The following is a 26,492-nucleotide window of genomic DNA, read 5'->3' as shown; positions in this document are numbered from 1 at the left end:
ATGCGAAACTTTTCACATGTCTGGGACGCCCCACCGCCGCCACCGCTCCGCCGCCGCCCTCCTCGCGGCCTGTGCCCTGGCCCTCGCCGGCTGCAGCAGCACCGGCTCCACCAGCGGTGAGGGCCGGACCGGCTTCGTCGCCGGCAAGGGCGGGATCGACACCGCCGCCGCCGGACAGCGGGACGCCGCGCCCGCCATCGAGGGCGTCGGCCTGGACGGCAACGGCCGGCTCGCCCTCGCCGACCTCAAGGGCAAGGTCGTGGTCCTGAACGTCTGGGGCTCCTGGTGCAACCCGTGCCGGGCCGAGGCCAAGGGCCTCCAGGAGGTCTACGCGAAGTACAAGGACCAGGGCGTCGAGTTCCTCGGCATCAACACCCGGGACACCGACCCCGCCAACGCGGTGAGCTTCGAGAAGAACTTCGGCGTGACCTACCCGAGCATCTACGACCCGGACGGCGCCGAGATCCTGAAGTTCCCCAAGGGCAGCCTCAACCCCAAGTCCATCCCGACCACCATCGTGGTCGACCGCCAGGGCAACCTCGCCGCCCGCTCCATGCACGCCATCTCCGCCGAGACGCTGGAGGGCATGCTGAAGCCCGTCCTGGCGGAGCAGTCGTGACCGCTCTCGCCGCCTCGCTGGCCGAGACGGGCTACAACGACACGGTCGCCTCCGGCGCCCTGCTGCTGGCCGCCCCGATCGCGCTCGCGGCCGGTCTGGTCTCCTTCTTCTCGCCCTGTGTGCTGCCGCTGGTCCCCGGCTACCTCAGCTACGTCACCGGCTTCTCGGCCGCCGACCTGGCCGACGCCAAGGGCGCCCGGCGCGGCCGGATGCTGCTCGGGTCGCTGCTCTTCGTCGCCGGCTTCACCGCGGTGTTCGTCTCCATGGGCGCGCTGTTCGGCTCCTTCGGCACCACGCTCATGGCGTACCAGCGGACCATCTCCGTGGTGATGGGCGTGCTCACCGTGCTGATGGGCCTGGCCTTCATGGGCCTGCTGCCCGGCTTCACCATGCGCGAGCTGCGCTCCCACCGCCGCCCGGCGATCGGCCTGGCCGGCGCGCCGCTGCTCGGCGTGGTCTTCGGCCTGGGCTGGACGCCCTGCGTCGGCCCGACCATGGGCGCGATCCAGAGCCTGGCCTTCACCCAGGCCGGCGCCGCGCGCGGCGCCCTGCTGATGGCCGTCTACTGCCTCGGCCTGGGCGTACCGTTCGTGCTGGCCGCGCTGGCGTTCCGCCGGGCGCTCGGCGCGTTCGGCCGGATCAAGCAGCACTACCAGTGGGTGATGCGGATCGGCGGCGGCATGCTCGTCGCGGTCGGCCTGCTGCTGGTCACGGGGGCCTGGGACGGACTGGTGGACTCGATGCGGACCTTCACCGCGGACTTCTCGATCGGAATCTGACCGTGAGCGACACCAAGACCAGCCCGCTCGACGGGACGGACACCGAGGCGGAACGGCTCACCACCGCCCCCGAGGAGTCCGAGGGTCCCGCCGTCGGCATAGGCCCGCTCGGCTGGCTGCGCTGGACCTGGCGCCAGCTGACCTCGATGCGGGTCGCGCTGGTGCTGCTGTTCCTGCTCTCGCTGGCCGCCGTTCCCGGCTCGCTGATCCCGCAGGACAGCCAGAACACCTTCAAGGCCGAGATGTGGCGCAAGGCCCACCCGGGCCTCACCCCGGTCTACGAGAAGCTCCAGCTGTTCGACGTCTACAGCTCGGTCTGGTTCTCCGCGATCTACATCCTGCTGTTCGTCTCGCTGGCCGGCTGCATCGTCCCGCGCACCTGGCAGTTCGTCGGCGTGCTGCGGGCCCGGCCCCCGGCCGCCCCGCGCAACCTGACCCGGATGCCGGTCTACGCGGCCTGGCACACCGACGCCGACGCCGGGGCGGTCAACGCCGCCGCGTACCGGCGCTTGCGCAAGCGCGGCTTCCGGGCCCAGCTCGCCGACGGCGCGGTCGCCTCCGAGAGGGGCTACCTGCGCGAGGTCGGCAACCTGCTCTTCCACTTCTCGCTGTTCGCCCTGCTCGCCGGCTTCGCCTGGGCCAGCCTGGCCAGCGGCTCCGGCGGCAAGCTGGTGGTCGAGGGCCAGGGGTACTCCAACACCACCACCCAGCTGGACGACTTCACCGGCTCGGCCTTCTACGGCAGCGACGACCTGGACCCGTTCGGTTTCAAGCTGGACAGCTTCACCGCGAAGTTCCAGGCCTCCGGCGACCAGGTCGGCAGCGCCCGCCAGTTCACCGCGAAGATCCGCTACTGGACCGGTTCCGACAGCACCAAGCTGAAGAACGGCCAGATCGAGGTCAACCACCCGCTGGAGATCGGCGGCAGCAAGGTCTTCCTGATCGGCCACGGCTTCGCCCCGGTGATCACCGTCCGGAACGCCAAGAACGAGATCGTCTACCGCGGCCCGACGCCGTTCCTCCCGCAGGACGGCAACCTCACCTCCACCGGCGTGGTCAAGGTCAGCGACTACGGCCAGGACGCGGGCGGCGAGCGCGTCCAGCTCGGCTTCAGCGGCTACTTCCTGCCCACCGCGCCGGAGAGCTTCGAGAAGACCGGCCCGGTCTCGCTCTTCCCGTCCGCCGCCGACCCGATGCTGGTGCTCACCGCCTACGCCGGCGACCTGGGCAGCGACTCCGGCCTGCCGCAGAACGTGTACCAGCTCGACACCAAGCACATGAAGCAGCTCCAGCAGGACGGCCAGACCGCCCGCGCCCGGCTCAAGCCCGGCCAGGCCTGGAGCCTGCCGGACGGCTACGGCTCGCTGACCTTCGAGGGCTACCAGCAGTGGGCCAGCTTCCAGGTCTCGCACCGCCCGGGCAACGCGGTCGCGCTGCTCGGCGCGGTCGCCGCGATCCTCGGCCTGATCGGCTCGCTGTTCGTGCAGCGCCGCCGGATCTGGGTCCGCGCCACCACCACCCCCGACGGCCGCACCCTGGTCGAGGTGGCCGGCCTGGCCCGCAGCGAGTCGGCGAAGACCGCCGAGGAGCTGGCCGAGCTCGCCGTCGAGCTCCAGGACGACGCCCCGGCGCTCGACGAGGACGAGCCGACCGCCGACGCGGCCGACGACGTCCCGGCCGACGAGACGCCGGCCGACGAGGTCACGGCCGACGAGACGCCGGCTGACGACGCCCCCCAGACCGACACCCCCGCCGACGCGGACACCCCCGCCGCCCCGGACACCAAGGAGTAGACGGTGCTTCTCGCCTCGGTCGACCCGCAGCTGGCCGACCTCTCCAACAACCTGATCTACTCGGCGATGGCCGTGTACACGCTGGCGATGTTCGCCCACATCATCGAGTGGACGTTCGGCAGCAAGGGCGCCGTGGCGGTCCGCTCCGCCGAGCAGTCCGGCCTGGCCGCCACCGTCGCGGCCGCGGAGGACACCGCCAAGGGCGTCCGCAAGGTCACCGTGAAGGTGGCCTCCGCCAGCGGCGGCACCACCACGCTCACCCGCACCGCCCTCGCCGACGCCGGCGCCACCGTGGTCACCAGCGGCCGCGGCGACGAGGACGCGGCCGACGGCCCGGGTGCCGCCGGCACCAGCGAGCGGGGCGACCTGGCCGGCCGGATCGCCGTCTCGCTCACCGTCCTGGGCGCCCTGCTGCACGCCGGCGGCGTGCTCACCCGCGGCCTGTCGGTGATGCGCTGGCCGTGGGGCAACATGTACGAGTTCTCCTGCGCCTTCGCCCTGATGATGGTCGCCGCCTACCTCGGGCTGCTGGCCGCCAAGAAGAACGTCCGCTGGCTCGGCCTGCCGGTGATCACCGCCGGCCTGCTCACCCTGGGCATCGCGGTGACCGTGCTCTACACCGAGTCCGAGCAGCTGGTCCCGGCCCTGCACTCCTACTGGCTGGCCATCCACGTCTCCACCGCCATCATGTGCGGCGGCGCCTTCTACGCGGCCGCCGTGGCCACCGTGCTCTACCTCGGCAAGGAGGCCTACGAGCGCCGCCTCGCGGCCGGCACCACCAAGGCCCGCAGCGGCTCGGTCTGGGGCCGGCTGCCCGCCGCGGGCACCCTGGACAAGCTCTCGTACCGGATCAACGCGGTGGTCTTCCCGCTGTGGACGTTCACCATCATCGCCGGTGCGATCTGGGCCGAGGCCGCCTGGGGCAAGTACTGGGAGTGGGACCCGAAGGAGACCTGGTCCTTCATCACCTGGGTCGCCTACGCCGCCTACCTGCACGCCCGGGCCACCGCCGGCTGGCGCGGCCGCAAGGCCGCCTACCTGGCCCTGCTGGCCTTCGCCTGCTGGCTGTTCAACTACTACGGCGTCAACATCTTCGTGACCGGCAAGCACTCGTACGCCGGCGTCTGACAGCGGAATCCTGGGGGGATCACGATGGCCGAGCAGCAGCAGGTGTGCTGTCCGGGGTGCGGCGGCGCGGAGGGGGTCGTCAGTGCCCGTGCGGCGCACGGGGGAGGCGCCGACCGGGCGCCGGTGGTCGGGCTCGCCCCGCCGCCGCCACCGCCGACCACGGCCCCGGCCGGGCAGCGGCAGGAGCTCCGGGCCGGCGCCAAGGCGGTGATCGCGGTGTGCGCCCTGCTGGCGTCCAGCTCGCTGCTCAGGACGCTGACCGACGACACCGTGTACACCGGCGCGTACGGGGCCGGCCAGAACTTCGCCAAGGTGCTCCCGGTGCTGGTGCTCGCGGCGACCTGGTACTTCGGCCGCCGGACCGTCCCAGGGCCCGAGCCCGAGCTGGTCGTCCGGCTCCGGGCCGAGTACACCCGGCGGATGCAGGTCTGGGAGCACGCCCGGTACTGCACCGCCTGCCGGACGGCCTTCTGGCCGGCCGGCGTGCTCCGCCCGGACTTCCCGGCCTCCCCGCCGGTGCCGCAGGAGCAGTTCCCGCTGATGGTGGCCACCATGGCCGACCGTGCCTACGGGGAGACCCGGTGGGCCGGCACCAGCCCGAACACGACCACGACCACGACCGCGAAGCAAGCCTGAGGCGACGTCACCCCAGGCGTGGAACACGACCGACAGGCCGCGAGGAGGGCCGCACCATGGAGTGCGACGAGGTCATGCTGACCGTCCGAATCACCGCTACGGAGAGAACGCTGCTCCGAGCGCTCGCCCAAGGGCACCGCAGTGACGTCTCCGAGGTGGTGGCCGACGGGCTGCTGGACGTCCTGCCGTCCCTGCACTGCACGGCGGACGCCTACCGGCTGCTCGCCGCGCTCACCACACCGGCGCCCTGCGCGCTGACGGTCTGGCTGCCGGCCGAACTGGCCGACCTGCTGGCCCTGGCCTCGGCCCGGGTGGCCCAGTCCACCGGCGTCCGACTGGGTTCCTCCTGCGCCATGCTCGGCGCCGCCGTCCGCCTCTGGCTCGCCCAGGACCCGCAACGGCTGGCCGCCAACCTCTCCACCATGCACGCCGGCCGCCGGTCCGCCCTGGCCGCCGCCTGAGGCTTGTCTGACAAGCCTCGGCGTCTCTGCGATCGGGGCGCGCGGCTCACCGCCCCGCGCCCCGGAGCACGCCGCCGACGACCAGCAGCCGGTACCACTCGTCCTCGTGCAGCTCCTCGCCCGATCAGCTCGGGGTAGCGGGGGCCGGCGATCCAGTGGGTCACGAAGTCCTCGACGGAGGAGGCGATCCGCTCCAGGGTGCACTCCTCGTACCAGAGGCCCCCGTCGAAGGGGATCCGCCAGACGCTGCCGTCAGGCGTGTGGAACAGCAGCGGGTTGTCCCGCGCCGTGCCGATCAGCGGTAGTCGGCGCCGTCGGCGATCCCGGCCGCCGCGTTCAGCTGCTCCGCGACCGGATACCGCCCGGGGTCGGCGAGCGGCCGGAGGGCGACCCCGTAGCCGCAGACCAGGTTGACTGCGGCGTGGGCGAGCGGGGCCGGGGTGCCGGGCGGGATCTCCGCGGGCTCCGACGGCCGGCCGACCGAGCAGCTGTGGAACTCGCCGTCCGGGTACGCGTTCTCCTCGGCGACGGCCCGCAGCAGGTCCAGCAGGTCGTCCAGGTACTCGTTCACGGCGCCCCCCGACGCCCGCCCCGGAGGGCGGGTGCGACTACGCGGCCTGCTGCCAGCTGACGGGGCTGTAGTAGGCCGGGCGGCGCTCCAGGCGCTGCCAGCGGGCGATGGGCTCGACCGCCGCGGCGGCCGCGGCCTGGGCGGCCTGCTGGGCGGCGGCACGGGCGGCGAGGACGGCGGTGAGGGCGGCCAGCTCCTCGGGGGTCAGCGAGCCGCGGACGATGCGGACGGAAGTGTCGCTCATGGTCCCTATTTCTCCAGGGAGAGAAGTCGGTCGGGTGACGTACGCGGTGCCGGCCGGTTACATCGGCGGGTTGCCGTGCTTGCGGCTGGGCAGGTCGGCGTGCTTGGTGCGGAGCATGGCCAGCGAGGAGGCGAGCACCGCGCGGGTCTCGGCCGGGTCGATGACGTCGTCCACGAGGCCGCGTTCGGCCGCGTAGTACGGGTGCATCAGCTCGGTCTTGTACTCCTTGATCTTCTGGGCGCGCATCGCCTCGGGGTCCTCGGCGCCGGCGATGTCGCGGCGGAAGATCACGTTGGCGGCGCCCTCGGCGCCCATCACGGCGATCTCGTTGGTGGGCCAGGCGAAGGACAGGTCCGCGCCGATGGAGCGGGAGTCCATGACGATGTACGCGCCGCCGTAGGCCTTGCGGAGGATCAGCTGGATGCGGGGCACGGTGGCGTTGCAGTAGGCGTAGAGCAGCTTGGCGCCGTGCCGGATGATGCCGTCGTGCTCCTGGTCGACGCCGGGCAGGAAGCCGGGGACGTCGAGCATGGTGACCAGCGGGATGTTGAACGCGTCGCACATCTGGACGAAGCGGGCGGACTTCTCGCTGGCGTTGATGTCGAGGACGCCGGCCAGGGACTGCGGCTGGTTGGCGATGATGCCGACCACGTGGCCGTCGATCCGGGCCAGGGCGCAGAGCACGTTGGTGGCCCAGCGCTCGTGGACCTCCAGGTACTCGCCGTGGTCGACGATCTCCTCGATCACCTTGCGCATGTCGTACGGCCGGTTGCCGTCGGCGGGCACCAGGTCCAGGAGGGACTCGTTACGGCGGTCGACCGGGTCGTCGTTGACCTGGGTCGGCGGCATCTCCCGGTTGTTCTGCGGCAGCAGCGAGAGGAGGTAGCGGACCTCCTCGATGCAGGACTGCTCGTCGTCGTAGACGAAGTGGGAGACGCCGGAGACGGAGGAGTGGACGTCGGCGCCGCCGAGGCCGTTCTGGCTGATCTTCTCGCCGGTGACGGCCTGGACCACGTCCGGTCCGGTGATGAACATCTGCGAGGTCTCACGGACCATGAACACGAAGTCGGTCAGCGCGGGCGAGTACGCGGCGCCGCCGGCGCACGGGCCGAGCATCACGCTGATCTGCGGGATCACGCCCGAGGCGCGGGTGTTGCGCTGGAAGATGCCGCCGTAGCCGGCCAGCGCGGTGACGCCCTCCTGGATCCGGGCGCCGGCGCCGTCGTTCAGCGACACCAGCGGCGCACCGGCCGCGATGGCCATGTCCATGATCTTGTGGATCTTCTGGGCGTGCGCCTCACCGAGGGCACCGCCGAAGATCCGGAAGTCGTGCGCGTAGGTGAACACGGTGCGGCCGTGCACGGTGCCCCACCCGGTGATCACACCATCGGTGTGCGGCTTCTTCGCCTCCAGACCGAACCCGGTGGCCCGGTGCCGCCGCAGCGGCTCGACCTCACGGAACGACCCCTCGTCCAGCAGCAGCTCGATCCGCTCCCGAGCGGTCAGCTTGCCCTTGGCGTGCTGCGCCTCGGTGGCCTTCTCGCTCGGCCCGCGACGGACCTGCTCGCGGAGGTCGTGCAGCTCGGCCACCCGGCCCCGGGCGTCGGCCGGGATCTCCGGGATCTCGCCGCCGACCGGCGCATCGTGCACAAGCGTCATCTCGAACCACTCCAAGCGTGCGGGAACTGTCCGACAACCGGCCCTGCGGTGGCCTCGGCTGCTGCTGCGAACACTTCTTCACCTACGACCTTACGAGGGCGCGCACGGCGCGCCGGGCATCGATTCCGTACAAGGTCGAGCCGCAAACCATGTTGCCCCTGTACAGAACGCGCGGCTGTCCGATTGCTCCGCGCGAGGCGTCACGGGCGGCCCAGCGGGCTACGGTGGGCGGGGGAAAGCGCAGGTCGGGGGCGTTCGAGCGAGGTGTCGGGCGGATGCGGTGACCGGGTGAGGACGGACGGTGCCCACAGCCGTGACCGCCCGGTGGGCGGGTGGACTCGTAGGGATGCGCCAAAAGCCGCAGCCCGCCCGGGACGGCTCCCGGACGGGCTGCGGAGCGGAGCCGCGAGGGTCAGGCCTTGGGGTCGGCGTCCGGCTCGTCCTTGCGGCGCAGGTCCTCCTCGCGGCGGCGCAGGTCGGCCTCCCACTGCTTGAGCATGTCCTCGTGCGTCGCGTCGTCCTTCTTCAGCGAGGCGAGGAACTCCGGGTTGTCGTCGGGCGCCACGAAGGGCTGCCGCGGCCGCTCGTGCTCCGCCCGGCCGTCCGTCCGGCCCGAGGGCCACGGGGTGGTGCGGGCGCGGGCCGAACGGCGGTCCCGGCCGGCGATCAGCCAGGCGATCGAGCCGACCAGCGGGAACAGCAGCACGATGATGATCCAGACCACCTTCGGCAGGTGGCGGACCTCCTCCTCCGGCGTGGTCAGGCAGTCGATGAACGCCCACACCCACAGTGCGAGCACGAGCAGCGTCGGCAGAATCCTCAGCACGGCGGTGATCTCCCCCGGAGACGGTCAGGGGCCCGTCGCGTGAACGTGACCCCTCTTTGCGGGCCCAGGGTAGTCCGTGTCGGATACTGACAGGCATGGCATACGACGATCTCCGTTCGTTTCTCCGGGCACTGGAGCGAGAGGGCGACCTCAAGCGGATCAAGGCCGAGGTCGATCCGTACCTGGAGGTCGGTGAGATCGTCGACCGGGTGCAGAAGGCCAAGGGCCCGGCCCTGCTGTTCGAGAACGTCAAGGGCTCCTCGATGCCGCTGGCGATGAACGTGTTCGGCACCGAGCGGCGGCTCGCCAAGTCCCTCGGCCTGAAGTCCCCCGACGACATCGCGGAGAAGATCGCCGGCCTGCTCAAGCCCGAGCTGCCGCAGGGCTTCACCGGGTTCCGGGAGGCGTTCGGCAAGCTCGCCTCGATGGCGCACGTGCCGCCGAAGCAGGTGAAGCCCGGCGACGCCGCCGTCCAGGAGGTCGTGCTCACCGGCGATGACGTGGACCTGGAGCAGCTGCCCGCGCTGTTCACCTGGCCGCTGGACGGCGGCTCCTTCTTCAACCTGGGCCTGACCCACACGAAGGACCCGGACACCGGGATCCGCAACCTCGGCCTGTACCGGCTGCAGCGCCACGACAAGCGCACCATCGGCATGCACTGGCAGATCCACAAGGACAGCCGCAACCACGCCGCGGTGGCCGCCAAGCGCGGCGAGCGCCTGCCGGTCGCCATCGCCTTCGGCTGCCCGCCCGCCGTCACCTACGCCGCCACCGCGCCGCTGCCCGGCGACATCGACGAGTACCTGTTCGCCGGGTTCGTGGCCGGCGAGCGGGTGAAGATGGTCGACTGCAAGACCGTGCCGCTGCAGGTCCCGGCCGACGCCGAGGTGGTGCTGGAGGGCTGGCTGGAGCCCGGGAAGATGCTCCCTGAGGGCCCGTTCGGCGACCACACCGGCTTCTACACGCCGCAGGAGCCGTTCCCGGCGCTGACCATCGACTGCGTCACCATGCGCCGCCGCCCGATCCTGCAGTCCATCGTGGTCGGCCGCCCGCCGACCGAGGACGGCCCGCTGGGCAAGTTCACCGAGCGGTTCTTCCTGCCGCTGCTCAAGGTGATCATCCCGGACATCGTGGACTACGACCTGCCCGAGGCCGGCGGCTTCCACAACTGCGTGATCGTCTCGATCGACAAGAAGTACCCCAAGCACGCCCAGAAGGTCATGCACGCCATCTGGGGCGCCCACATGATGTCGCTGACCAAGCTGATCATCGTGGTGGACGCCGACTGCGACGTGCACGACTACCAGGAGGTCGCCTGGCGGGCCCTGGGCAACGTGGACTACAGCCGCGACCTCAGCGTGGTGGAGGGCCCGGTCGATCACCTGGACCACGCCTCCTACCAGCAGTTCTGGGGCGGCAAGGCGGGCATCGACGCCACCCGCAAGCTCCCCGAGGAGGGCTACACCCGCGACGGCGGCTGGCCCGAGATGGTCGCCTCCGACCCGGCCACCGCCGCCCTGGTGACCAAGCGCTGGAAGGAGTACGGCCTGTGACCGCGGCCGCCTTCGAGGTCCCGCAGGGCAAGGTCCGGGCCTTCCTGCGCCTCGTCATGATCGAGCACTCGGTGTTCGCCCTGCCGTTCGCCTACATCGCCGCCCTGACCGCGATGTTCCAGGTCGACCGCCGGGTGCACTGGGGCGAACTGCTGCTGGTCACCCTCTGCATGGTCGGCCTGCGGACCTTCGCGATGGCCGCCAACCGGATCATCGACCGCGAGATCGACGCCCGGAACCCGCGCACCGCCGGCCGCGAACTGGTCACCGGCGCGGTCTCGCTGCGCACCGCGTACGCAGGCTCGGCCGTCGCCCTGGTGGTCTTCCTGGCCTCCGCGGCGATGCTCAACACCCTCTGCCTGGTGCTGGCGCCACTGGCCGTCGTCCCGATGGTGGTCTACCCGTACGGCAAGCGGTTCACCGACTTCCCGCACGCCATCCTGGGCCTGGCCCAGGCGATGGGCCCGATCGGCGCCTGGCTGGCGGTCACCGGCACCTGGTCCTGGGAGGCGGTGGTGCTCGGGCTGGCCGTCGGCATCTGGATCGGCGGCTTCGACCTGATCTTCGCCTGCCAGGACGTGGCCGCCGACCGGGCCGAGGGCGTCCGGTCGGTGCCCGCCCGCTGGGGGGTGGCCGCCGCGCTGCACGGCGCCCGCGCCTGCCACGCCGTCACCACCGCGCTGCTGGTCTGGTACGCCTACCTCACCGACGCCGGCCCGGCGTTCTGGCTGGGCCTGGCCGTGGTGGCCTGCGCCTTCCTCTACGAGCACACCATCGTCAAGTCCGGCGACCTCTCCCGGCTCAACCGGGCCTTCTTCACCACCAACGGCTTCGTCGGCATCTCGCTGTTCGTCTTCGCCCTCGCCGACCTGGTCATCCGGGGCCTCGGCATCTGACCGCGCCCCACATGGCGGACCGTCGACCGGATCCCCCGGCCGGCGGTCCGTGCGCGTGGGGGACCTCCGGTGCCGCCGCCCGCCCCCGGGCCGCCCGCCGGGGGATCCTGGACCGGTCGTCGTCTGTGAGGAGTGGTTCGTGATGATCGGCAGGCTGCAGTGCGTGGTGCTGGACTGCCACTACCCGGCGGGGCTGGCGCACTTCTACGCCGAGCTGCTGGGCGGTGCGGTGGACCGGCCCGACCCGCGCTGGTCGCTGGACGAGGAGTGGGCGACCGTCCATGTGCCGGGCGGCATGGTGCTCGCCTTCCAGCGGGTGGAGGACTACCACCCGCCGATGTGGCCCGACCCGGCGCACCCGCAGCAGTTCCACCTCGACGTGGAGGTGGCGGACCTGGACGCGGCCGAGGCGAAGGTGCTGGCGCTGGGCGCCGAGCTGAAGGACCGGGAGAGCGGCTGGCGGGTCTACCTCGACCCGGCCGGTCACCCGTTCTGCCTGGTCAGGGCCCACTCAGCGGAGTGACAGCCGGTCGCCCACCCGCATCCGCCCCGGCCGCTGAACGATGGCGAGCGCGTCCAGCCGCAGGTCGTGGTGGACGGCGAGGGCCCGGAGGATCTCCGGCGCGTACGGCAGGCCGGGCTGCGCGGTGCCGGTCATCGCGCAGCGCTCGCTGGAGCGGACGAACGCCAGCCGCACCCCGCCGACCACGCCCTCGTGGCCGAACCAGCCGTCCTCGGTGAACGGCGGCGTCCCGGGCGGGGTGCGCAGCAGGATGTTGGGGCGGAACCGCCGCTCGTCCACCACGGCGGTGGCGACGGTCCGGCGGACCCAGTCCAGGGTGGCGGTGGTGAGCACGCTGACCGGGAGCTGGTCGAAGTGTGAAACGGCGTCCTCGCGGGCCAGCTCCACCGGGCGCTCCAGGTAGGCGGTGAGGAAGGCGTCGGGGTTGGCCACCGGCGAGCCCAGCGGGTCGAGCAGCTCGGGGGAGTCCAGCCGGCGGCCGAGCCGTGAGCCGAGCCGGAGCAGGCCGTCCATCCGGCGGAACCGCCGGGTGTTCTTGCCCGAGCCGAGCTTGCCGTCGCCGTCCCGGACCGCGTACAGCCGGTCCCCGGTCAGGCCGCGCCCGTCCACCTCGATCGAGTCGAGCGTCTCGCCGCCGGTGGACTTCACCGGGTACCGCCAGAGCCGCTCGACGACTCCGATGCTCTTCGCCATGGCGGAAGCCTAGCGAGGGCCCGAGTAGTGGTCTAGACCTTTCTTGGGTCGTGCCCGGGTCGGGCCGGTGCGGCGGGTCAGCCCAGCCGGGCCACCGCCCGGATCGGCGCACCGTCCGCCGCGGTCAGCCGGAGCGGGAACAGCGACACCTCCACCGCCCGGCCCTCGGCCTGCGCGGCCAGCAGCGCGCCGAGGTCGGTCAGGTTCTCGGCGAGCACCGCGCCGCCCTCCGGGCCGAGCAGCACCCGGTGCGCGGCCAGTGTCGGCGGCTCCGGCTCCGGGTCGTGCTCGTCCGCCAGCTCCGCCAGCAGCGCCGCCACCCCGGGGTCGGACGGGCCCGGATCCGGCGTCGGGTCGATCGACAGCGCGTCCACCCCGACCGTCCGCACCCCGGCCGCCACGATCGCCGCGGCCGCCTCCGGCGTCAGGTACGGGTGGGCGAAGTAGTGGTCGGTCCCCCAGTACCGCGGCCAGCCGGTGGCCAGCAGCAGCACCGTCCCCGGGCCGCACCGCCCGAGCGCCTCCGCGAGCAGGTCCGCCGTCACCGCCGCCCGCGGCGCCAGCCCCCGCAGGTCCGCCACCACCGCCGGGCCGGTGAACAGCTCCAGCGGCAGCCCGTCCACGGTCGGCCGGGTGACGTCCACGTGGTACGGCGCGTCCACGTGCGTCCCCGCCTGCGAACCCAGGTGCAGCGCCAGCACGTTGACCCCGTCCGCGGCCGAGGTCAGCGCGGGCGAGAGCACCACCTCCGGGTCCCCCGGGTACACCGGCATCCCCGTGGTCACCGGATGCGTCAGATCCACCAACTCCGCCATGCCGTCCATCTTCCCAGCGGCGCGCGGCCACCCCCCGCACGCCCCTCGGCGCGGTGCGTAAGGTCGGGGCATGAGCGAGCAGCAGCAGGTGCGTCAGCCGTGGGTGGTCGGGGTCTCCGGGGCGTCGGGGACGCCGTACGCCGCCTCGGTGGTCCGCGCGCTGCTCGCCGCCGGCGAGGCGGTCGACCTGGTGGTCAGCCGCGCCGCCCGGCTCACCATCCTCGACGAGACCGGCATCTCCTTCCGGGACGCCCACTGGCGCGAGGACCTGGCCCGGTGGATCGGTGTCGACGACCTGGACGACGTCCGCTACTGGCCGGCCGGGGACTTCGCCGCCGGACCGTCCTCCGGTTCGTACCCGGCCAAGGGCATGCTGGTCGTCCCGGCGACCACCGGCGCGGTGGCCGGCATCGCCCTCGGGCTCTCCAAGGACCTCCTCCAGCGGGTCGCCAGCGTCACCCTCAAGGAGCGCCGCCCGCTGGTGGTCTGCGTCCGGGAGACCCCCCTCAATGGGGTGACGCTGCAGCACCTGGTCGCCCTGGACGCCCAGGGCGCGGTGGTCCTGCCCGCCTCCCCGGGCTTCTACGCGGGCGGCTCCACCGTCCGCGAGCTGGTCGATTTCGTGGCCGGCCGGGTGCTGGACGCGGTCGGCGTCCCGCACACCCTCTACCGCCGCTGGGAGGGCGAACTCGGCCGGGCGGCACGGGCCGGTGCCGAGGGCGCGTGAGAGCGCTCCGGCCGGGAGAGTATGTTCATTGCGATATCCGGGTCGATCCGCGCGCAGCGCCTTTGATTCCGGATAATGATCAGTGGGTCTGGAGAGGTTCGGAAGGACGCGGTCAGGCATATGGACTCTGTGGACAGACAGCTCATCCAGGCGCTGCGGGAGAACGGCCGCGCCTCGTACGCCGAGCTGGGCCGCCTGGTGGGCCTCTCCGGCCCCAGCGTGACGGACCGGATCAACCGCCTGGAGCAGGCCGGCGTCATCACCGGGTACCGGGCCACCGTCAACCCGGCCGCCCTCGGGTACGGCGTCACCGCCTTGATCGGCCTTCAGCTCACCGACGCCGCCGACCACGACGACGTCTCGCACCGGCTCAAGGACCTCCCCGAGGTCGAGGACTGCTGGTTCATCGCGGGCGACGACTCGTACATGCTCAAGGTCCGCGTTCCGGACGTGGAGGGCCTGGAATCGGTCGTCAAGCGGCTCTCCGGCACCAAAGGCGTGGCCCGCACCCGCACCACGGTCGTACTCTCCACCAAGTGGGAGAGCCGCGTGAGCGAGCTGCCGTTGAACACGGGGGAGTGACCCGAATGACCCTGGTCGGCCTGGAGGAGCTGCGCGCCGCGCAGCAGCGCATCGGCGGCGTCGCGGTGCGGACACCGCTGATGCCCTGCCCGTGGGCGTCCGAGGGCACCCGCAGGCTCTGGCTGAAGCCGGAGAGCCTGCAGCCGACCGGGGCGTTCAAGATCCGTGGCGCCTACAACCGGCTGGCGGCGCTCACCGAGGAGGAGCGCGCCCGCGGCGTGGTCGCCCAGTCCAGCGGCAACCACGCCCAGGCGGTGGCCTACGCGGCCCAGCTGCTCGGCATCAAGGCCGTCATCGTGATGCCCGACACCTCGCCCGCGGTCAAGGTGGAGAACACCCGCGCCTTCGGCGCCGAGGTCCACCTGGTCGAGCCCGGCCGCCGCGACACCCTCCCGGCGGAGCTGGCCGAGCGCCACGGCTACGTCTGGGTGCCGCCGTACGACGACCCGTTCATCATCGCCGGCCAGGGCACCGTCGGCCTGGAGATCGCCGAGGACGCCCCGGACGAGCTGGACACCGTCCTGGTGCCGGTCTCCGGCGGCGGCCTGATCTCCGGTACGGCGGCCGCGCTCAAGCTGGCCTGCCCGGGCGTGCGGGTGATCGGCGTCGAGCCCGAGCTGGCCGCCGACGCCCAGGCCAGCCTGCGGACCGGCGTCCGCACCGCCTGGCCGGTCGAGGAGACCTACCGCACCATCGCGGACGGCCTGCGGACGCCCTCCGTCGGCGTCCTGCCCTTCGAGCACCTCCAGGCGTACGTCGACGACATCGTCACCGTCTCCGAGGACGAGATCCGCTCCACCGTCGCCCTGCTCGCCCGCCGCGGCCGCCTGGTCGCCGAGCCATCCGGCGCGGTCGCCGCCGCCGCGTACTTCCACCGCGCCGCCGACCTCGACGGCCGCGTCTTCGCCGCCGTCGTCAGCGGCGGCAACATCGAACCCGACCTCCTCGCCACCCTCCTCACCTGACGCCCACCCAACCGGCCGACCACTGAGCCCCTGATGGGTCGCCCACCGACCCAAGGCGTAGGCTCGTGCCCGGCATAGTTCGGCAGGTACGAGGAGGCGGAGCGCCGCATGGACGCAGGGCTCAAGCGCGAGCTGGAGGCGAAGGTCTACGCCGGTGAGCGGCTGACCCGCGAGGACGGCATCGCGCTGTACGAGAGCGACGACCTGGCCTGGCTGGGTGGCCTCGCGCACCACGTGCGGACGCAGAAGAACGGCGACGTCGTCCACTTCAACGTCAACCGCCACCTCAACATGACGAACGTCTGCAGTGCCTCCTGCGCGTACTGCTCCTTCCAGCGCAAGCCGGGCGAGAAGGACGCGTACACCATGCGCATCGAGGAGGCCGTCCGCCTGGCCAAGGCGATGGAGGTGGAGTCCCTCACCGAGCTGCACATCGTCAACGGCCTGCACCCGACCCTCCCCTGGCGGTACTACCCGCGTTCGCTGCGCGAGCTGAAGCAGGCCCTGCCGAACGTCTCGCTGAAGGCGTTCACCGCCACCGAGATCCACTGGTTCGAGAAGATCAGCGGCCTGCCCGCCGACGAGATCCTGGACGAGCTGATCGACGCCGGCCTGGAGTCGCTGACCGGCGGCGGCGCGGAGATCTTCGACTGGGAGGTCCGCCAGCACATCGTCGACCACGAGACCCACTGGGAGGACTGGTCGCGGATCCACCGCCTGGCGCACGGGAAGGGCCTCAAGACCCCGTGCACCATGCTGTACGGCCACATCGAGGAGCCCCGCCACCGGGTCGACCACGTGCTGCGGCTGCGCGAGCTGCAGGACGAGACCGGCGGATTCCAGGTCTTCATCCCTCTGCGGTACCAGCACGACTTCCACGACTCCCAGGACGGCGTGGTCCGCAACCGGCTGATGGACCGCACCGAGATGGCCACCGGCGCCGAGGCGCTGAAGACCTTCGCCGTCTCCCGCCTGCTGTTCGACAACGTGCAGCACGTGAAGGTGTTCTGGGTGATGCACGGCGTCACCACCGCCCAGCTGGCGCTCAGCCACGGCGCGGACGACATGGACGGCTCGGTGGTCGAGTACAAGATCACCCACGACGCGGACAACTTCGGCACGCCGAACAAGCTCGGCCGTGACGACCTGCTGGACCTGATCCGCGACGCCGGCTTCCGCCCGGTCGAGCGCAACACCCGGTACGAGGTCATCCGCGAGTACGACGGCCCCGACCTGCAGCGCCGCGAGACCCCGCAGGCGATGCGGCTCTGATCCGGTGAACCGCCGGAAGCCCCCGGACCGGAAGCGGACCGGGGGCTTCCGCACATCCGCCGGAGATCGGCGGCTGTGTTCATGGAATCGGGCGCGTATGCTCACAGGCTCACCACGCGCCACGGGTACCGCATCAGTCCCTGGCTTTGGAAGGATCGTTCGCATGTCGGGTTCCCACCGCACCACCTCGCGCCGCCGCTCGGCCACCGTGCCGGGGCCCCGGCAGCCCGAGGGGGCCGTGTCCTCCCGCTCGCGCGGGCGCCGCCGCAAACCCCCGAAGCGCCGTGGACGGGTCGTGCTCAGCGGGACGGCGATGCTGCTGGCCGCCGTGAGCGGCTGGTTCACCGTCGGCCCGGGGCGGAGCTTCCCCGACACCGCCGCCGCGGGCGCGCAGGACCGGGCGCTGGGCGAGGACCAGGTGGTCCCGATGCAGGCCGCCGAGGCCCGCACCGAGCCGCCGGCCGCGGACCGCTCCGACCGCACCGAGCTCACCTCCATCCCGGGCCTCGGCCCGAGCTGGACCTCGAAGATCCCCGCCGACACCCGGCAGCTGGTGGTCGCCACCGGCAAGGGAAAGGATTCTTCGGACACCAGTGTGACGATCTGGACCAAGGGCGCCGACGGCCGCTGGCAGGCCGGCCAGGCCTGGGCCGGGCACAACGCCCGCAAGGGCTGGACCACCGACCACCACCTCGACGACCTGCGCAGCCCGATCGGCCTGTTCTCGCTCACCGACGCCGGCGGCCGCAAGGCCGACCCGGGCAGCAAGCTCCCGTACGACCAGGACGCGAACTTCGTGATCGGTGGCCGCGGGTTCAACAACGAGCCGCTGGCCGGTTCCTTCGACTACGTGGTCGCGATCAACTACAACCGGGTCCCCGGCCGCTCCCCGCTGGACACCACCTACCCGGAGGGCAAGGCCAAGGGCGGCGGAATCTGGCTGCACGTCGACCACGGCGGCCCGACCCACGGCTGCGTCTCGCTGCCCGAGGGCCAGATGGCCGAGCTGGTCCGGACGCTCGACCCGGCCCTGAAGCCGATGATCGTCATGGGAGACGCCCAGTCGCTCGCCGTCTGACCCGCGCGGCGGGCCAGGCGCCCCATGGGCCGTTGTGCGCCCCCTACAGCATCCGACCTCGGACTCTGTATCCGGGCCTCACCGTCGGACTGACCGGTAACCCCGTTTAGTTGCGGTATGACCGCCTCCCGCATCGTGGCGCTCGGCCACTACCAGCCGCCCAAGGTCCTCACCAACGACGATCTGGCGAAGCTGGTCGACACCGACGACGAGTGGATCCTCTCCCGGGTCGGCATCCGCACCAGGCACATCGCGGTCGAGGAGACCCTGGTCGACCTCGCCGCCGAGGCCGCCCAGAAGGCGCTGGCCAACAGCGGCCGCACCGCCGATGAGATCGACCTCGTGGTGGTGGCCACCTGCACCGCGATCGAGCGCAGCCCCAACACCGCCGCCGCCGTGGCCGCCCGGCTCGGCGTACGCTCCCCGGCCGCCTACGACATCAACACCGTCTGCTCCGGCTTCTCGTACGCGCTGGCCACCGCGGACCACGCGATCCGGGCCGGCGCGGCCACCCGCGCCCTGGTGATCGGTGCCGAGCGGATGTCCGACACCATCGACTGGACCGACCGCACCACCTGCGTGATCTTCGGCGACGGCGCCGGCGCGGCGGTCGTGGAGGCCGTCGAGGACGAGCGGGCCGGCATCGGCCCGGTGGTCTGGGGCTCCGAGCCGGAGAAGGGCGACGCCGTCCGCATCACCGGCTGGGACCCGACCATCTCCCAGCAGGGCCAGAGCGTCTTCCGCTGGGCCACCACCCAGATCGCCCCGCTGGCCCGGCAGACCTGCCACAAGGCCGGGCTGGACCCGTCCGAGCTGCGCGGCTTCGTCGCCCACCAGGCGAACCTGCGGATCATCGACGCCATCGCCGGCAAGCTGGGCGCCCCCGCCGACGCGGTGATCGCCCGAGACGTGGTCGACTCCGGCAACACCTCGGCCGCCTCCATCCCGCTCGCCCTCAGCAAGCTGGTGGAGCGGGGCGAGCTGCGCTCCGGCGACCCGGTGCTGCTGTTCGGCTTCGGCGGCGGCCTGGCGTACGCCGGACAGGTCGTGCGCTGCCCCTGAGGGCCGGACCCGGACACAACGGCGCGGGGCGGCCGGAGTCATCCCGACTCCGGCCGCCCCGCGGCGTTCTCGGCGCGTCCCGGCACGCCGGCGGACCTCCCCCGAGGACACGGCCGTCGTCCGACTCACCCCGGACAGGAGGCCGGGGCGTTCAACGCGCTGGTGGACAGGTGGTGCGCCGCTGCGCGGCTACTTGGGCGGCTTGCGGCCGGTGACTCCCAGGTAGACCTGCAGGGCCAGGTTGGGCTTCAGGTCCTTGACCTTGACGCCCCAGGAGGTGAAGGCCTTCTGGTGCTCCGCGGACGAGGCCAGCAGCGACACCAGCGCCCCGGCCACCGCGGCCGGGTCGAGGGTCTTGTCGGTCTTGCCCTGGTTCGCCTTGACGGCCTCCGTGAGCGGTCCGGCCACCGAGTTGAGGACCTTCATGCGGATCTTGAAGAACCGCTTGTCCCCTTCGGCTGCACCCAGAGTGACCACTCGAAGAATGGCATCGTTCTTGCGCCAGAAGGCGAGGAATCCGTCGACGACTTCTTCCGAAGTCGAGTAGCCGGTCTTTCCCGCCCAGGACTTTCCTTCGACGAGCTCTTTGAGCCCGACGCTGTCCTCGGCCATTTCCTCTGCGATCTCAAGGACGGCGCCCTCGACATCCGGGAAGTACTGGTAGAAGGTCGCGGGGGAGGTACCCGCCATACGGGCGACGTCGATGACCTTGACGTCCCGGTACGGCGACGTGCTGAGCATCTCGCGGAGGCAGTCGAGCAGCTTCTGCCGCGTCTCCTGTCCGCGTCGCCCGGCGACGCGACCGTCGACGGTGCGAACTTGTCCTGTCATGCCGTCAGCTTACCGTGGCAAGATCTTGGCGCGATTCGGTGATGCGACTATTAGGCCGCCCGGGGGGTGCTCGGACGGATATTCAACACGGTCCATCGGGCAGTTTGATGCCCCCCCGTGCACTGATGCACCCACAGCGTGACGAACGGTCGGCTGAGGGATCTTCGGATGACCCTGGGTGATCACCGTCGGGCCGTCAGTTCCCATCGGAGTCCCATCGGAGTCCCATCGGAGTCCCACCGGAGTCCCCACCCGAGCCCCATCCGAGTCCCTTCCGAGTCCCTCCTGCGTCCGACCCGTGTCCCACTCGGGTCCGACCCGTGTCCCGCCGGGCCCCGCCGGGTACGGCTACGGCCTCGCCGGGTGTCCCCTATGGGGCGCCGAGTCCGGCTTGCCCGTTCTGCCCGGCGCCCCGGCGCGCGGGGATCGGCGGTGCGCTGCGTGTCACGGGCGGGGGAGATTGGATCCCGGGCGGTGGGCATTGGAGAATCAGGGAGGCGCCCCCGACGGGTGGTGGCCTTTCGGGGAGGTGGCAACGGAGTGGACCAGCTGACGGCGCACGATCCGAGGCGGATCGGGCCCTTCGAGGTGCTGGGCCGGCTCGGCGCGGGCGGGATGGGTCTGGTCTACCTGGCACGGTCGGCCTCCGGCCGCCGGGTGGCCATCAAGACCGTGCGCACCGAGCTCGCCGAGGACGATCTCTTCCGGGTTCGGTTCGCCCGCGAGATCGCCGCCGCGAAGACGGTCGGCGGCTTCTACACCGCCGCCGTGGTGGACGCGGACGCGGACGCCGCCGTGCCGTGGCTGGCCACCGCGTACGTGCCGGCGCCCTCGCTGGAGGACCTGGTCAACCAGTGCGGGCCGCTGCCGGTGGACGCGGTCCGCTGGCTGATCGCCGGCATCGCCGAGGCGCTGCAGTCGATCCACGCCGCCGGGCTGGTGCACCGCGACCTCAAGCCGTCCAACGTCCTGGTGGTCGAGGACGGCCCGCGGGTGATCGACTTCGGCATCGCCGCCGGCGTCTCCAGCACCCGGCTCACCATGACCAACGTGGCCGTCGGCACCCCGGCCTACATGTCGCCCGAGCAGGCCCGGGACAGCCGCAGCGTCACCGGCGCCAGCGACATCTTCTCGCTGGGCTCGCTGATCGTGTTCTGCGCCACCGGCCACGCGCCGTACCGCGGTGCGAACCCGGTGGAGACGGTGTTCCAGCTGCTGCGCGACCAGCCGGACCTCTCCGGGCTGCCGGTGGAGCTGGCGGAGCTGGTGCGGGCCTGCATGCGGCAGGCCGCCGAGCACCGGCCGACGCCGGCTCAGATCCAGGCCGAGCTGGCCCCGCACCTGTTCTCCCGGGACGACGCCTCCGGTGACGCGGGGGACTGGCTGCCGCCCGCCGCGCTCGACCTGATCGAGCAGCGCAAGCGCGGCCGCCGCCCCGCCCCGCAGGGGCGCCCGGCCGGCCCGGCGCAGCCCGTACCGCCGTCCCGTCCGGCGCCGGTGGCGCAGCAGGCCCAGCCGGTCTCCCAGGCCCCGGTCTCACAGGCCCAGCCGCTCGGGCACGGCCACCCCGGCGGTCCGGGCCGGCCCGGGGCGGAGGTGGCCACCGAGAAGATGGCCCCGCGCCGGGTGCCGGGCACCCCGCAGGGCGGCGCGGTGCGGCTACCCGGTGCCGCCGTGCCGATAGGACCGGGCCCGCGGGCCGACCAGACCGGGGCGGCGGGCGCCGCGCCCGGCACCGACTGGGTACGCCGCACCAGCGTGCCGCAGGCGGCGCCGCAGGTCCGCTGGCGGCCGTGGCGGTTCCGGATGTCCAACGACGTCTGGGGCACCCCGGTGGTCGCCGACGGCACGCTGTTCGTCTCCAGCTTCGAGGTGCACGCCCTCGACATCGCCTCCGGCCAGCGCCGCTACAAGACCCACGACGTGGCCTGGGCGCTCGCCGTGGACTCCGGCCGGGTGCACGCCGCCGACGGCCCGCACCTGTACACGGTGGACGTCGCCGACGGCACCGAGCGCTGGCGCAACTCGCTGGACGGCTGGATCTACTCGCTGGACGCCGCGGACGGGGTGCTCTGCTGCGGCATCAGGGGCGGCGGGGTGCAGCTGAGGAGCGCCGCCAGCGGCGCCGAGCTGTGGCGCGCGGACGACGCCCAGACCGACTACGAGAACCCGCAGTCCGGGCCCGCCCTGCTCGGCGGCGCCGCGTACTACTACGGCGGCGGGCGGCTGCGCTGCGTGGACCCGCGCGGTGCCGGCCTGCGCTGGTCCGTCCCGGTCGGCGAGGACGTCCCGTCCCGCCCGGTGGAGCGCGGCGGCGTGCTGTACGTGACGGCCGGCCCCCGGGTCTACGCCCTGGACGCCGCCACCGGCGCCGAGCGCTGGCGGTTCGAGGCGCCGGTGGTGCTCTTCACCCCGCCCGCCGTCGCCGCCGGCGCGGTGTACGTCGCCGACTACCTCGGCACCCTCTACGCGCTGGACGCGGCCACCGGCCGGGACCGCTGGCGCGGCCGCACCGCCGCCCGGCAGGGCGCCGAGCCGGTGGTGGTGGCCGACGGCGCGGTGCTGCTGGGCTCCGGTGACACCCTGTTCGCCTTCGACGCGGGGACCGGGCGCGAGCGGTGGCGGTACGCCACCCGCGGCGAGATCGTCGGCTCCCCGGCGGTCGCGGACGGCCTGGTGCACGTCGGCAGCCGGGACCACTCGCTGCACACCGTGGAGCTGGCCACCGGACGGCTGCGCTGGGAGCTCGGCACCAAGGGCGAGCTCACCGGCTCCCCGGTGGCGGTCGGCGGGCGGGTGTTCGTCGGCTCCAAGGACCGCTGCGTCTACGCCCTCGACTCGCACTACGGCACGGCGGTGCCGTAACCGCCGAGGCGGGAGAGACCACGAGGGGCGCGTGGGGCGCCTCCCCGCCTCGGCGGGAGGTGCCCACGCGCCCCTGTCCGTGGTCCGCGGTGCCCGTCAGGCCTCGGGGTGGCGGTGCAGCCAGCCCGCCCACGCGGAGGCGACCATCTCCTCGACGCCGTACCGGGCCTCCCAGTCCAGCTCCTTGTGGATCAGCTCCGCGGACGCGACCACCCGGGCCGGGTCGCCCGGGCGGCGCGGGGTGACCTCGGGGGTGATGTCCCGGCCGGTGACCTTCGCGATGACGTCGATCATCTCGCGGACGGAGACGCCCTCGCCGCGGCCGATGTTGAGGGTCAGGTTGACCTGCTCGCTCGCCGCGTTGAGCCGCAGCACGGCGGCGACGTGCGCCGAGGCGATGTCCGCGACGTGGATGAAGTCGCGGATGCAGGTGCCGTCCGGGGTCGGGTAGTCGGCGCCGAAGACGCGCGGGGCCTGACCGGCCGTCAGCCGCTCGAAGACCATCGGCACCAGGTTGGTGACGCCCTCGTCCGACAGCTCGGGCGAGGCGGCGCCGGCCACGTTGAAGTACCGCAGCGAGACGGTGGACAGCCCGTGCGCGTGGGCGGCGGCGCGCAGCAGCCACTCGTCGACGAGCTTGGTCTCGCCGTACGGGTTGATCGGCGCGCAGGGGGTGTCCTCGGTGACCAGGTCGACGTCCGGCATGCCGTAGACCGCGGCGGAGGAGGAGAGCAGCACCCGGGACACCCCGCCGGCGACCGCGGCGGCCAGCACGGTGCGCAGGCCCTCGACGTTCTCCAGGTAGTACGTCAGCGGCTCGGCCACCGACTCGCCGACCTGCTTCTTGGCGGCGATGTGCAGGACGCCGGTGACGGCGTGCTCGCGGATCGTCCGGTCCAGGGCCTCGCGGTCCAGGGTGGAGCCGACCACCAGGGGGACGCCCGCGGGCAGGCGGTCCGGGGAACCGCTGCTCAGGTCGTCCAGGACGACGACCCGCTCGCCGGCCTCGACGAGCTGCTGCACGACATGTCCGCCGATGTACCCGGCGCCGCCGGTGATCAACCAAGTCATGCGGCCGATCCTAGTCCGTGGCGGTGGGGCCCGGTTTTTCCCGGGCGCGTCCTCACACCGACCCGGACATAAAGGTGAAAGGCTGACAAAGCTCGCCTGCCGCTCCGGCGAAGGAACGGCGAAGGAACGGCGAGGAACACCGGCGAAGGACCACAGGTGCGCCCGAAGAAGGAACCGACCCGCCCCGTCCCGGCCGGCCCGCGACCGACCGGGCCGAAGCTCTGGACGGCCGCCGCCGCCCTGGCGCTGGCCGGGGCGCTGCTCGCGGGCTGCACCGGTTCCTCGCCCTCCTCCGCGCCCTCCACCGCCGCCGCCGCGAGCGCCCCCGGCACCTCCTCCGCCGCGCCGCCGGCCAGCGGCAACCAGCTGGAGGCGGACTTCCGGCGGGTGATCTCCGACGTGCTGCCCTCCGTGGTGCAGATCACCGCCGGGGACAACCTCGGCTCCGGGATCGTCTTCGACGACAAGGGCGACATCGTCACCAACGCCCATGTGATCGGCGGCGCGAACGACTTCACCGTCACCCTGGCCAACAGCACCAAGGGCCTGGACGCCACGCTGGTCGGCACCTACCCGGAGTCCGACCTGGCGGTGATCCGGCTGACCAACCCGCCGAGCGGCCTCAGGCCGGCCGTCTTCGCGGACAGCGGCAAGGTCGAGGTGGGCCAGATCACCCTCGCCATGGGCAGCCCGCTGGGCCTGGCCAGCAGCGTCACCCAGGGCATCGTCTCGGCGACCGGACGGACCGTCACCGAGCCGCAGAGCGCCAACTCGCCCGGCGCGACCATCAGCAACATGGTGCAGACCTCGGCGCCGATCAACCCCGGCAACAGCGGCGGCGCGCTGGCCAACCTCTCCAGCCAGGTGATCGGCATCAACACCCTGGCCGCGGTGGCCCAGGAGTCCAGCGGCGCCGCCGCCCCCGGCATCGGCTTCGCCATCCCCGCCGCCACCGTCACCAACATCGCCACCCAGCTGATCAAGGACGGCAAGGTCACCAACTCCGGCCGCGCCGCACTCGGGATCACCGCCCGGACGTACTTCGACAGCGAGTTCCGCCCGGCCGGCGCCGCGGTGGTCAGCCTCACCTCCGGCGGGGCGGCGGAACAGGCCGGGATCCAGGTGGGGGACGTGATCACCCAGCTCGGCGACACCCAGATCACCACGCTCGCCTCACTGACCACCGCCCTCGCCGCGCTCCAGCCCGGCGACAAGGTGACCGTCACGTACCAGCGGGACGGGCAGAACCGGACCACCGAGGTGACCCTCGGATCACTGTGACCCCGGATCGTCGTGACCGGCCCATGAACCCGGGCCCGGCGGAGCCGTAACCGCGCAAGGGAGGCGGCTCCCCCGGGCCCGTCCAACGCCCCGGTCCCGGTCACGGTGCCGGTGCCGTCAGGAGCGGGCGGCCCGGGTGCGCCAGGGCAGCTCGACGGCCACCTCGGTCGGGCCGCCGGAGGGACTCGCCACCCGCAGCACCCCGTCCACCGCGCCGACCCGCTCGCCCAGGCCGGCCAGCCCGCCGCCCGGCCGGGCACTCGCCCCGCCCCGGCCGTCGTCCGCCACCCGCAGCAGCAGCCGCTCGCCGTCCCGCCGGACCTCCACCGTCGCCGAGCGGGCCCCGGCGTGCTTGGACACGTTCGTCAGCAGCTCGCTCACCGTGAAGTACGCGATGCCCTCCACCGCCGAGTCCGGGCGCTCGCCCTCCGGCAGGTCCACCCGTACCCGGACCCCGCCGGGCACGGTGCAGCGGGCTGCCACCGCGGACAGTGCCGCGTCCAGCCCCCGGTCGGTGAGCACCGCCGGATGGATGCCCCGGGCCAGGTCGCGCAGCTCCTGCAGGGCCAGCTTCACCTCGCCGTGCGCCGTCTCGACCAGGTCGGCGGCCTCCGCCACGCCCACCGAGTCCGGGGTCTCCCGCAGCCGCTCCTTGGCCATCCCGAGCCCCATCGCCAGTGCCACCAGCCGGGCCTGGGCGCCGTCGTGCAGGTCGCGCTCGATCCGGCGCAGGTCGGCCGCGGCGGTGTCCACCACCGCACCGCGGTCCTCCTCCAGCTCGCGCACCCGCACCTCCAGCGCGCTCGGGCACAGCAGGGTCTCCACCAGTACCCGGTCCACCGCGCCCAGCCAGCGCGCCACCCAGGGCAGCCCGGGCCAGCCCACCAGCAGCGTCACCAGGATGAGCGCGAAGCCCAGCACCCCCCAGGGCAGCAGCACCACCGTGTACAGCGCCGAGCGCCAGTTCAGCGAGTCGCCCAGCGCCGCGATCACCCGGCCCGCGGCCCCCGGCCGGGTCACCGGCACCGGCCCGGGCTCCGGGACCGTACTGCCCAGGAACCGCCGGGCGCGGCCGCGGGCCAGCGCACCCAGCCGCCGGCAGCCGGTCAGCCCCAGCGCCAGCAGCGGCAGCCCCACCACCGTCACTGCCAGCCCCAGCCCCACGGCAAGTGACACCATGGTGAACACGAACCCGGCGACGCCCAGCGGCAGGTTGAGCAGCTGGTGCTCCACCCGCCGCCACGTCGACGGTCCGTACAGCGACTCGCGCCGCCCGTCCGGCCGGTCCGAACCCTCCGCCATGCGTGCCACCCTCCCGGTCCGTCCCGGTCGTCCGGCCCGCCTGACCCGGCGGGCTCCACGCACCGGCCCCCGGCGCGGCCACCAGCATCCCCGTCCCGGGGGCGGCGGGGCCAGGGGGTTGCTCTCCGTCCCCACCCTGGGGATAGCCCCACCCCCGGTCCACTCCGCGTCCACCGGCCGTCTTGCAGAGCGGGCGGGTGAGGGAGTAAACGATCGGTGCACTTAGACTCACGCCCGTAGCGATGGTTATGGATGTGTAA

The 26,492-nt window shown here is 72.7% G+C and carries 26 protein-coding genes; 17 read left to right on the top strand and 9 right to left on the bottom strand.

Going from position 1 to position 26,492, the window contains the following annotated elements; all coding sequences use genetic code 11:
* Positions 1-16 precede the first annotated feature (16 nt).
* The 6 genes from ABWK59_RS15340 to ABWK59_RS15315 are packed head-to-tail and all read left to right on the top strand — an operon-like array spanning position 17 to position 5,416.
* Positions 17-619: a TlpA family protein disulfide reductase gene (locus ABWK59_RS15340; protein ID WP_354641137.1), complete on the top strand. Its 603-nt coding sequence runs from the start codon at positions 17-19 to the stop codon at positions 617-619.
* Complete coding sequence (locus tag ABWK59_RS15335; protein ID WP_354641136.1) at positions 616-1,398, top strand: cytochrome c biogenesis CcdA family protein; 783 nt, start codon at positions 616-618, stop codon at positions 1,396-1,398. The genes ABWK59_RS15340 and ABWK59_RS15335 overlap by 4 nt, the downstream gene beginning before the upstream one ends.
* A 2-nt stretch (positions 1,399-1,400) precedes the next feature.
* A complete protein-coding gene (resB, locus tag ABWK59_RS15330) occupies positions 1,401-3,191 on the top strand; it encodes a cytochrome c biogenesis protein ResB (RefSeq protein ID WP_354641135.1) in 1,791 nt (596 codons plus the stop codon).
* Positions 3,192-3,194: 3 nt separating this feature from the next.
* Positions 3,195-4,319 (top strand): c-type cytochrome biogenesis protein CcsB, encoded by a 1,125-nt coding sequence (gene ccsB, locus ABWK59_RS15325; RefSeq protein WP_420492784.1) that lies wholly within the window; start codon positions 3,195-3,197, stop codon positions 4,317-4,319.
* Between the two features lie 24 nt (positions 4,320-4,343).
* Positions 4,344-4,955, top strand: a complete 612-nt coding sequence (locus tag ABWK59_RS15320; RefSeq protein WP_354641134.1) for a hypothetical protein — start codon at positions 4,344-4,346, stop codon at positions 4,953-4,955.
* Between the two features lie 56 nt (positions 4,956-5,011).
* Positions 5,012-5,416 carry a hypothetical protein gene (locus ABWK59_RS15315; protein ID WP_354641133.1) on the top strand — a complete coding sequence of 135 codons (405 nt, stop codon included), beginning with the start codon at positions 5,012-5,014 and terminating at the stop codon, positions 5,414-5,416.
* Between the two features lie 295 nt (positions 5,417-5,711).
* Here ABWK59_RS15315 and ABWK59_RS15310 read toward each other — a convergent pair whose 3' ends face one another.
* The 4 genes from ABWK59_RS15310 to ABWK59_RS15295 all read right to left on the bottom strand — a co-directional run bounded on the left by ABWK59_RS15310 (position 5,712) and on the right by ABWK59_RS15295 (position 8,716).
* The gene (locus tag ABWK59_RS15310; protein ID WP_354641132.1) at positions 5,712-5,987 is read right to left on the bottom strand and encodes a hypothetical protein; all 276 of its coding nucleotides are present in this window, start codon (positions 5,985-5,987) and stop codon (positions 5,712-5,714) included.
* Between the two features lie 37 nt (positions 5,988-6,024).
* On the bottom strand, positions 6,025-6,231 hold the full coding sequence (locus ABWK59_RS15305; protein WP_354641131.1) for an acyl-CoA carboxylase epsilon subunit: 207 nt from the start codon (positions 6,229-6,231) through the stop codon (positions 6,025-6,027).
* 57 nt (positions 6,232-6,288) lie between these two features.
* On the bottom strand, positions 6,289-7,890 hold the full coding sequence (locus ABWK59_RS15300; protein WP_354641130.1) for an acyl-CoA carboxylase subunit beta: 1,602 nt from the start codon (positions 7,888-7,890) through the stop codon (positions 6,289-6,291).
* A gap of 412 nt (positions 7,891-8,302) precedes the next feature.
* Entirely contained in the window at positions 8,303-8,716 is a 414-nt protein-coding gene (locus ABWK59_RS15295; protein ID WP_354641129.1) for a PLD nuclease N-terminal domain-containing protein, read from the bottom strand.
* A gap of 95 nt (positions 8,717-8,811) precedes the next feature.
* Here ABWK59_RS15295 and ABWK59_RS15290 point away from each other — a divergent pair, with 95 nt between their 5' ends.
* From ABWK59_RS15290 to ABWK59_RS15280, 3 genes are all read left to right on the top strand, one after another.
* Positions 8,812-10,269: a menaquinone biosynthesis decarboxylase gene (locus tag ABWK59_RS15290; protein WP_354641128.1), complete on the top strand. Its 1,458-nt coding sequence runs from the start codon at positions 8,812-8,814 to the stop codon at positions 10,267-10,269.
* Complete coding sequence (mqnP, locus tag ABWK59_RS15285; RefSeq protein WP_354641127.1) at positions 10,266-11,165, top strand: menaquinone biosynthesis prenyltransferase MqnP; 900 nt, start codon at positions 10,266-10,268, stop codon at positions 11,163-11,165. Before ABWK59_RS15290 ends, mqnP begins: the two co-directional genes overlap by 4 nt.
* Positions 11,166-11,307: 142 nt before the next feature.
* Positions 11,308-11,688, top strand: coding sequence for a VOC family protein (locus ABWK59_RS15280; protein WP_354644961.1), 381 nt, complete (start codon positions 11,308-11,310; stop codon positions 11,686-11,688).
* Here ABWK59_RS15280 and ABWK59_RS15275 read toward each other — a convergent pair.
* Entirely contained in the window at positions 11,677-12,381 is a 705-nt protein-coding gene (locus ABWK59_RS15275; RefSeq protein ID WP_354641126.1) for an MOSC domain-containing protein, read from the bottom strand. The two genes, ABWK59_RS15280 and ABWK59_RS15275, sit on opposite strands and share 12 nt — an antisense overlap.
* 77 nt (positions 12,382-12,458) lie before the next feature.
* A complete protein-coding gene (locus ABWK59_RS15270) occupies positions 12,459-13,196 on the bottom strand; it encodes a cyclase family protein (RefSeq protein ID WP_354641125.1) in 738 nt (245 codons plus the stop codon).
* A 70-nt stretch (positions 13,197-13,266) separates the two neighbouring features.
* Here ABWK59_RS15270 and ABWK59_RS15265 point away from each other — a divergent pair, with 70 nt between their 5' ends.
* The 6 genes from ABWK59_RS15265 (at position 13,267) to ABWK59_RS15240 (ending at position 18,882) form a co-directional block, all read left to right on the top strand.
* Positions 13,267-13,923 carry a UbiX family flavin prenyltransferase gene (locus ABWK59_RS15265; RefSeq protein WP_354641124.1) on the top strand — a complete coding sequence of 219 codons (657 nt, stop codon included), beginning with the start codon at positions 13,267-13,269 and terminating at the stop codon, positions 13,921-13,923.
* Between the two features lie 120 nt (positions 13,924-14,043).
* Entirely contained in the window at positions 14,044-14,505 is a 462-nt protein-coding gene (locus ABWK59_RS15260; protein WP_354641123.1) for an Lrp/AsnC family transcriptional regulator, read from the top strand.
* 5 nt (positions 14,506-14,510) lie between these two features.
* On the top strand, positions 14,511-15,470 hold the full coding sequence (locus ABWK59_RS15255) for a threonine ammonia-lyase (protein ID WP_354641122.1): 960 nt from the start codon (positions 14,511-14,513) through the stop codon (positions 15,468-15,470).
* 108 nt (positions 15,471-15,578) lie between these two features.
* A complete protein-coding gene (mqnE, locus tag ABWK59_RS15250) occupies positions 15,579-16,742 on the top strand; it encodes an aminofutalosine synthase MqnE (RefSeq protein ID WP_354641121.1) in 1,164 nt (387 codons plus the stop codon).
* 163 nt (positions 16,743-16,905) lie between these two features.
* The gene (locus tag ABWK59_RS15245) at positions 16,906-17,820 is read left to right on the top strand and encodes a L,D-transpeptidase family protein (RefSeq protein WP_354641120.1); all 915 of its coding nucleotides are present in this window, start codon (positions 16,906-16,908) and stop codon (positions 17,818-17,820) included.
* 117 nt (positions 17,821-17,937) lie between these two features.
* Positions 17,938-18,882 carry a beta-ketoacyl-ACP synthase III gene (locus ABWK59_RS15240; RefSeq protein WP_354641119.1) on the top strand — a complete coding sequence of 315 codons (945 nt, stop codon included), beginning with the start codon at positions 17,938-17,940 and terminating at the stop codon, positions 18,880-18,882.
* A 189-nt stretch (positions 18,883-19,071) separates the two neighbouring features.
* Here the strand turns inward: ABWK59_RS15240 and ABWK59_RS15235 are convergent, their stop codons facing one another.
* Positions 19,072-19,713 (bottom strand): TetR family transcriptional regulator, encoded by a 642-nt coding sequence (locus tag ABWK59_RS15235; protein ID WP_354641118.1) that lies wholly within the window; start codon positions 19,711-19,713, stop codon positions 19,072-19,074.
* Between the two features lie 540 nt (positions 19,714-20,253).
* Between ABWK59_RS15235 and ABWK59_RS15230 the strand changes: the two genes are divergently transcribed.
* Positions 20,254-22,578: a PQQ-binding-like beta-propeller repeat protein gene (locus ABWK59_RS15230; RefSeq protein WP_354641117.1), complete on the top strand. Its 2,325-nt coding sequence runs from the start codon at positions 20,254-20,256 to the stop codon at positions 22,576-22,578.
* A 96-nt stretch (positions 22,579-22,674) separates the two neighbouring features.
* On the opposite strand, the gene galE is transcribed toward ABWK59_RS15230, so the two are convergent.
* Positions 22,675-23,649 carry a UDP-glucose 4-epimerase GalE gene (gene galE / locus ABWK59_RS15225; protein ID WP_354641116.1) on the bottom strand — a complete coding sequence of 325 codons (975 nt, stop codon included), beginning with the start codon at positions 23,647-23,649 and terminating at the stop codon, positions 22,675-22,677.
* Between the two features lie 240 nt (positions 23,650-23,889).
* Here galE and ABWK59_RS15220 point away from each other — a divergent pair, with 240 nt between their 5' ends.
* On the top strand, positions 23,890-24,930 hold the full coding sequence (locus ABWK59_RS15220; RefSeq protein ID WP_354644960.1) for a S1C family serine protease: 1,041 nt from the start codon (positions 23,890-23,892) through the stop codon (positions 24,928-24,930).
* 117 nt (positions 24,931-25,047) lie between these two features.
* On the opposite strand, the gene ABWK59_RS15215 is transcribed toward ABWK59_RS15220, so the two are convergent.
* Complete coding sequence (locus ABWK59_RS15215; RefSeq protein WP_354641115.1) at positions 25,048-26,232, bottom strand: sensor histidine kinase; 1,185 nt, start codon at positions 26,230-26,232, stop codon at positions 25,048-25,050.
* Positions 26,233-26,492 lie beyond the last annotated feature (260 nt).

Origin of the sequence: Kitasatospora sp. HUAS MG31, from assembly GCF_040571325.1 — a bacterium.
In the GTDB taxonomy this organism is placed as follows: domain Bacteria; phylum Actinomycetota; class Actinomycetes; order Streptomycetales; family Streptomycetaceae; genus Kitasatospora; species Kitasatospora camelliae.
The sequence above is the reverse complement of the archived record's forward strand: the minus strand, read 5'-3'. Positions and strand labels throughout refer to the sequence as shown.

Bases quoted from the DNA above. Each gene is read 5' to 3' on its own strand.
- ABWK59_RS15340 (WP_354641137.1), top strand. From the start codon at position 17: ATGTCTGGGACGCCCCACCGCCGCCACCGCTCCGCCGCCGCCCTCCTC.
- ABWK59_RS15320 (WP_354641134.1), top strand. From the start codon at position 4,344: ATGGCCGAGCAGCAGCAGGTGTGCTGTCCGGGGTGCGGCGGCGCGGAG.
- ABWK59_RS15315 (WP_354641133.1), top strand. From the start codon at position 5,012: ATGGAGTGCGACGAGGTCATGCTGACCGTCCGAATCACCGCTACGGAG.
- ABWK59_RS15305 (WP_354641131.1), bottom strand. From the start codon at position 6,231: ATGAGCGACACTTCCGTCCGCATCGTCCGCGGCTCGCTGACCCCCGAG.
- ABWK59_RS15300 (WP_354641130.1), bottom strand. From the start codon at position 7,890: ATGACGCTTGTGCACGATGCGCCGGTCGGCGGCGAGATCCCGGAGATC.
- ABWK59_RS15290 (WP_354641128.1), top strand. From the start codon at position 8,812: ATGGCATACGACGATCTCCGTTCGTTTCTCCGGGCACTGGAGCGAGAG.
- ABWK59_RS15280 (WP_354644961.1), top strand. From the start codon at position 11,308: ATGATCGGCAGGCTGCAGTGCGTGGTGCTGGACTGCCACTACCCGGCG.
- ABWK59_RS15275 (WP_354641126.1), bottom strand. From the start codon at position 12,381: ATGGCGAAGAGCATCGGAGTCGTCGAGCGGCTCTGGCGGTACCCGGTG.
- ABWK59_RS15270 (WP_354641125.1), bottom strand. From the start codon at position 13,196: ATGGCGGAGTTGGTGGATCTGACGCATCCGGTGACCACGGGGATGCCG.
- ABWK59_RS15265 (WP_354641124.1), top strand. From the start codon at position 13,267: ATGAGCGAGCAGCAGCAGGTGCGTCAGCCGTGGGTGGTCGGGGTCTCC.
- ABWK59_RS15260 (WP_354641123.1), top strand. From the start codon at position 14,044: ATGGACTCTGTGGACAGACAGCTCATCCAGGCGCTGCGGGAGAACGGC.
- ABWK59_RS15255 (WP_354641122.1), top strand. From the start codon at position 14,511: ATGACCCTGGTCGGCCTGGAGGAGCTGCGCGCCGCGCAGCAGCGCATC.
- mqnE (WP_354641121.1), top strand. From the start codon at position 15,579: ATGGACGCAGGGCTCAAGCGCGAGCTGGAGGCGAAGGTCTACGCCGGT.
- ABWK59_RS15245 (WP_354641120.1), top strand. From the start codon at position 16,906: ATGTCGGGTTCCCACCGCACCACCTCGCGCCGCCGCTCGGCCACCGTG.
- ABWK59_RS15240 (WP_354641119.1), top strand. From the start codon at position 17,938: ATGACCGCCTCCCGCATCGTGGCGCTCGGCCACTACCAGCCGCCCAAG.
- ABWK59_RS15235 (WP_354641118.1), bottom strand. From the start codon at position 19,713: ATGACAGGACAAGTTCGCACCGTCGACGGTCGCGTCGCCGGGCGACGC.
- galE (WP_354641116.1), bottom strand. From the start codon at position 23,649: ATGACTTGGTTGATCACCGGCGGCGCCGGGTACATCGGCGGACATGTC.
- ABWK59_RS15215 (WP_354641115.1), bottom strand. From the start codon at position 26,232: ATGGCGGAGGGTTCGGACCGGCCGGACGGGCGGCGCGAGTCGCTGTAC.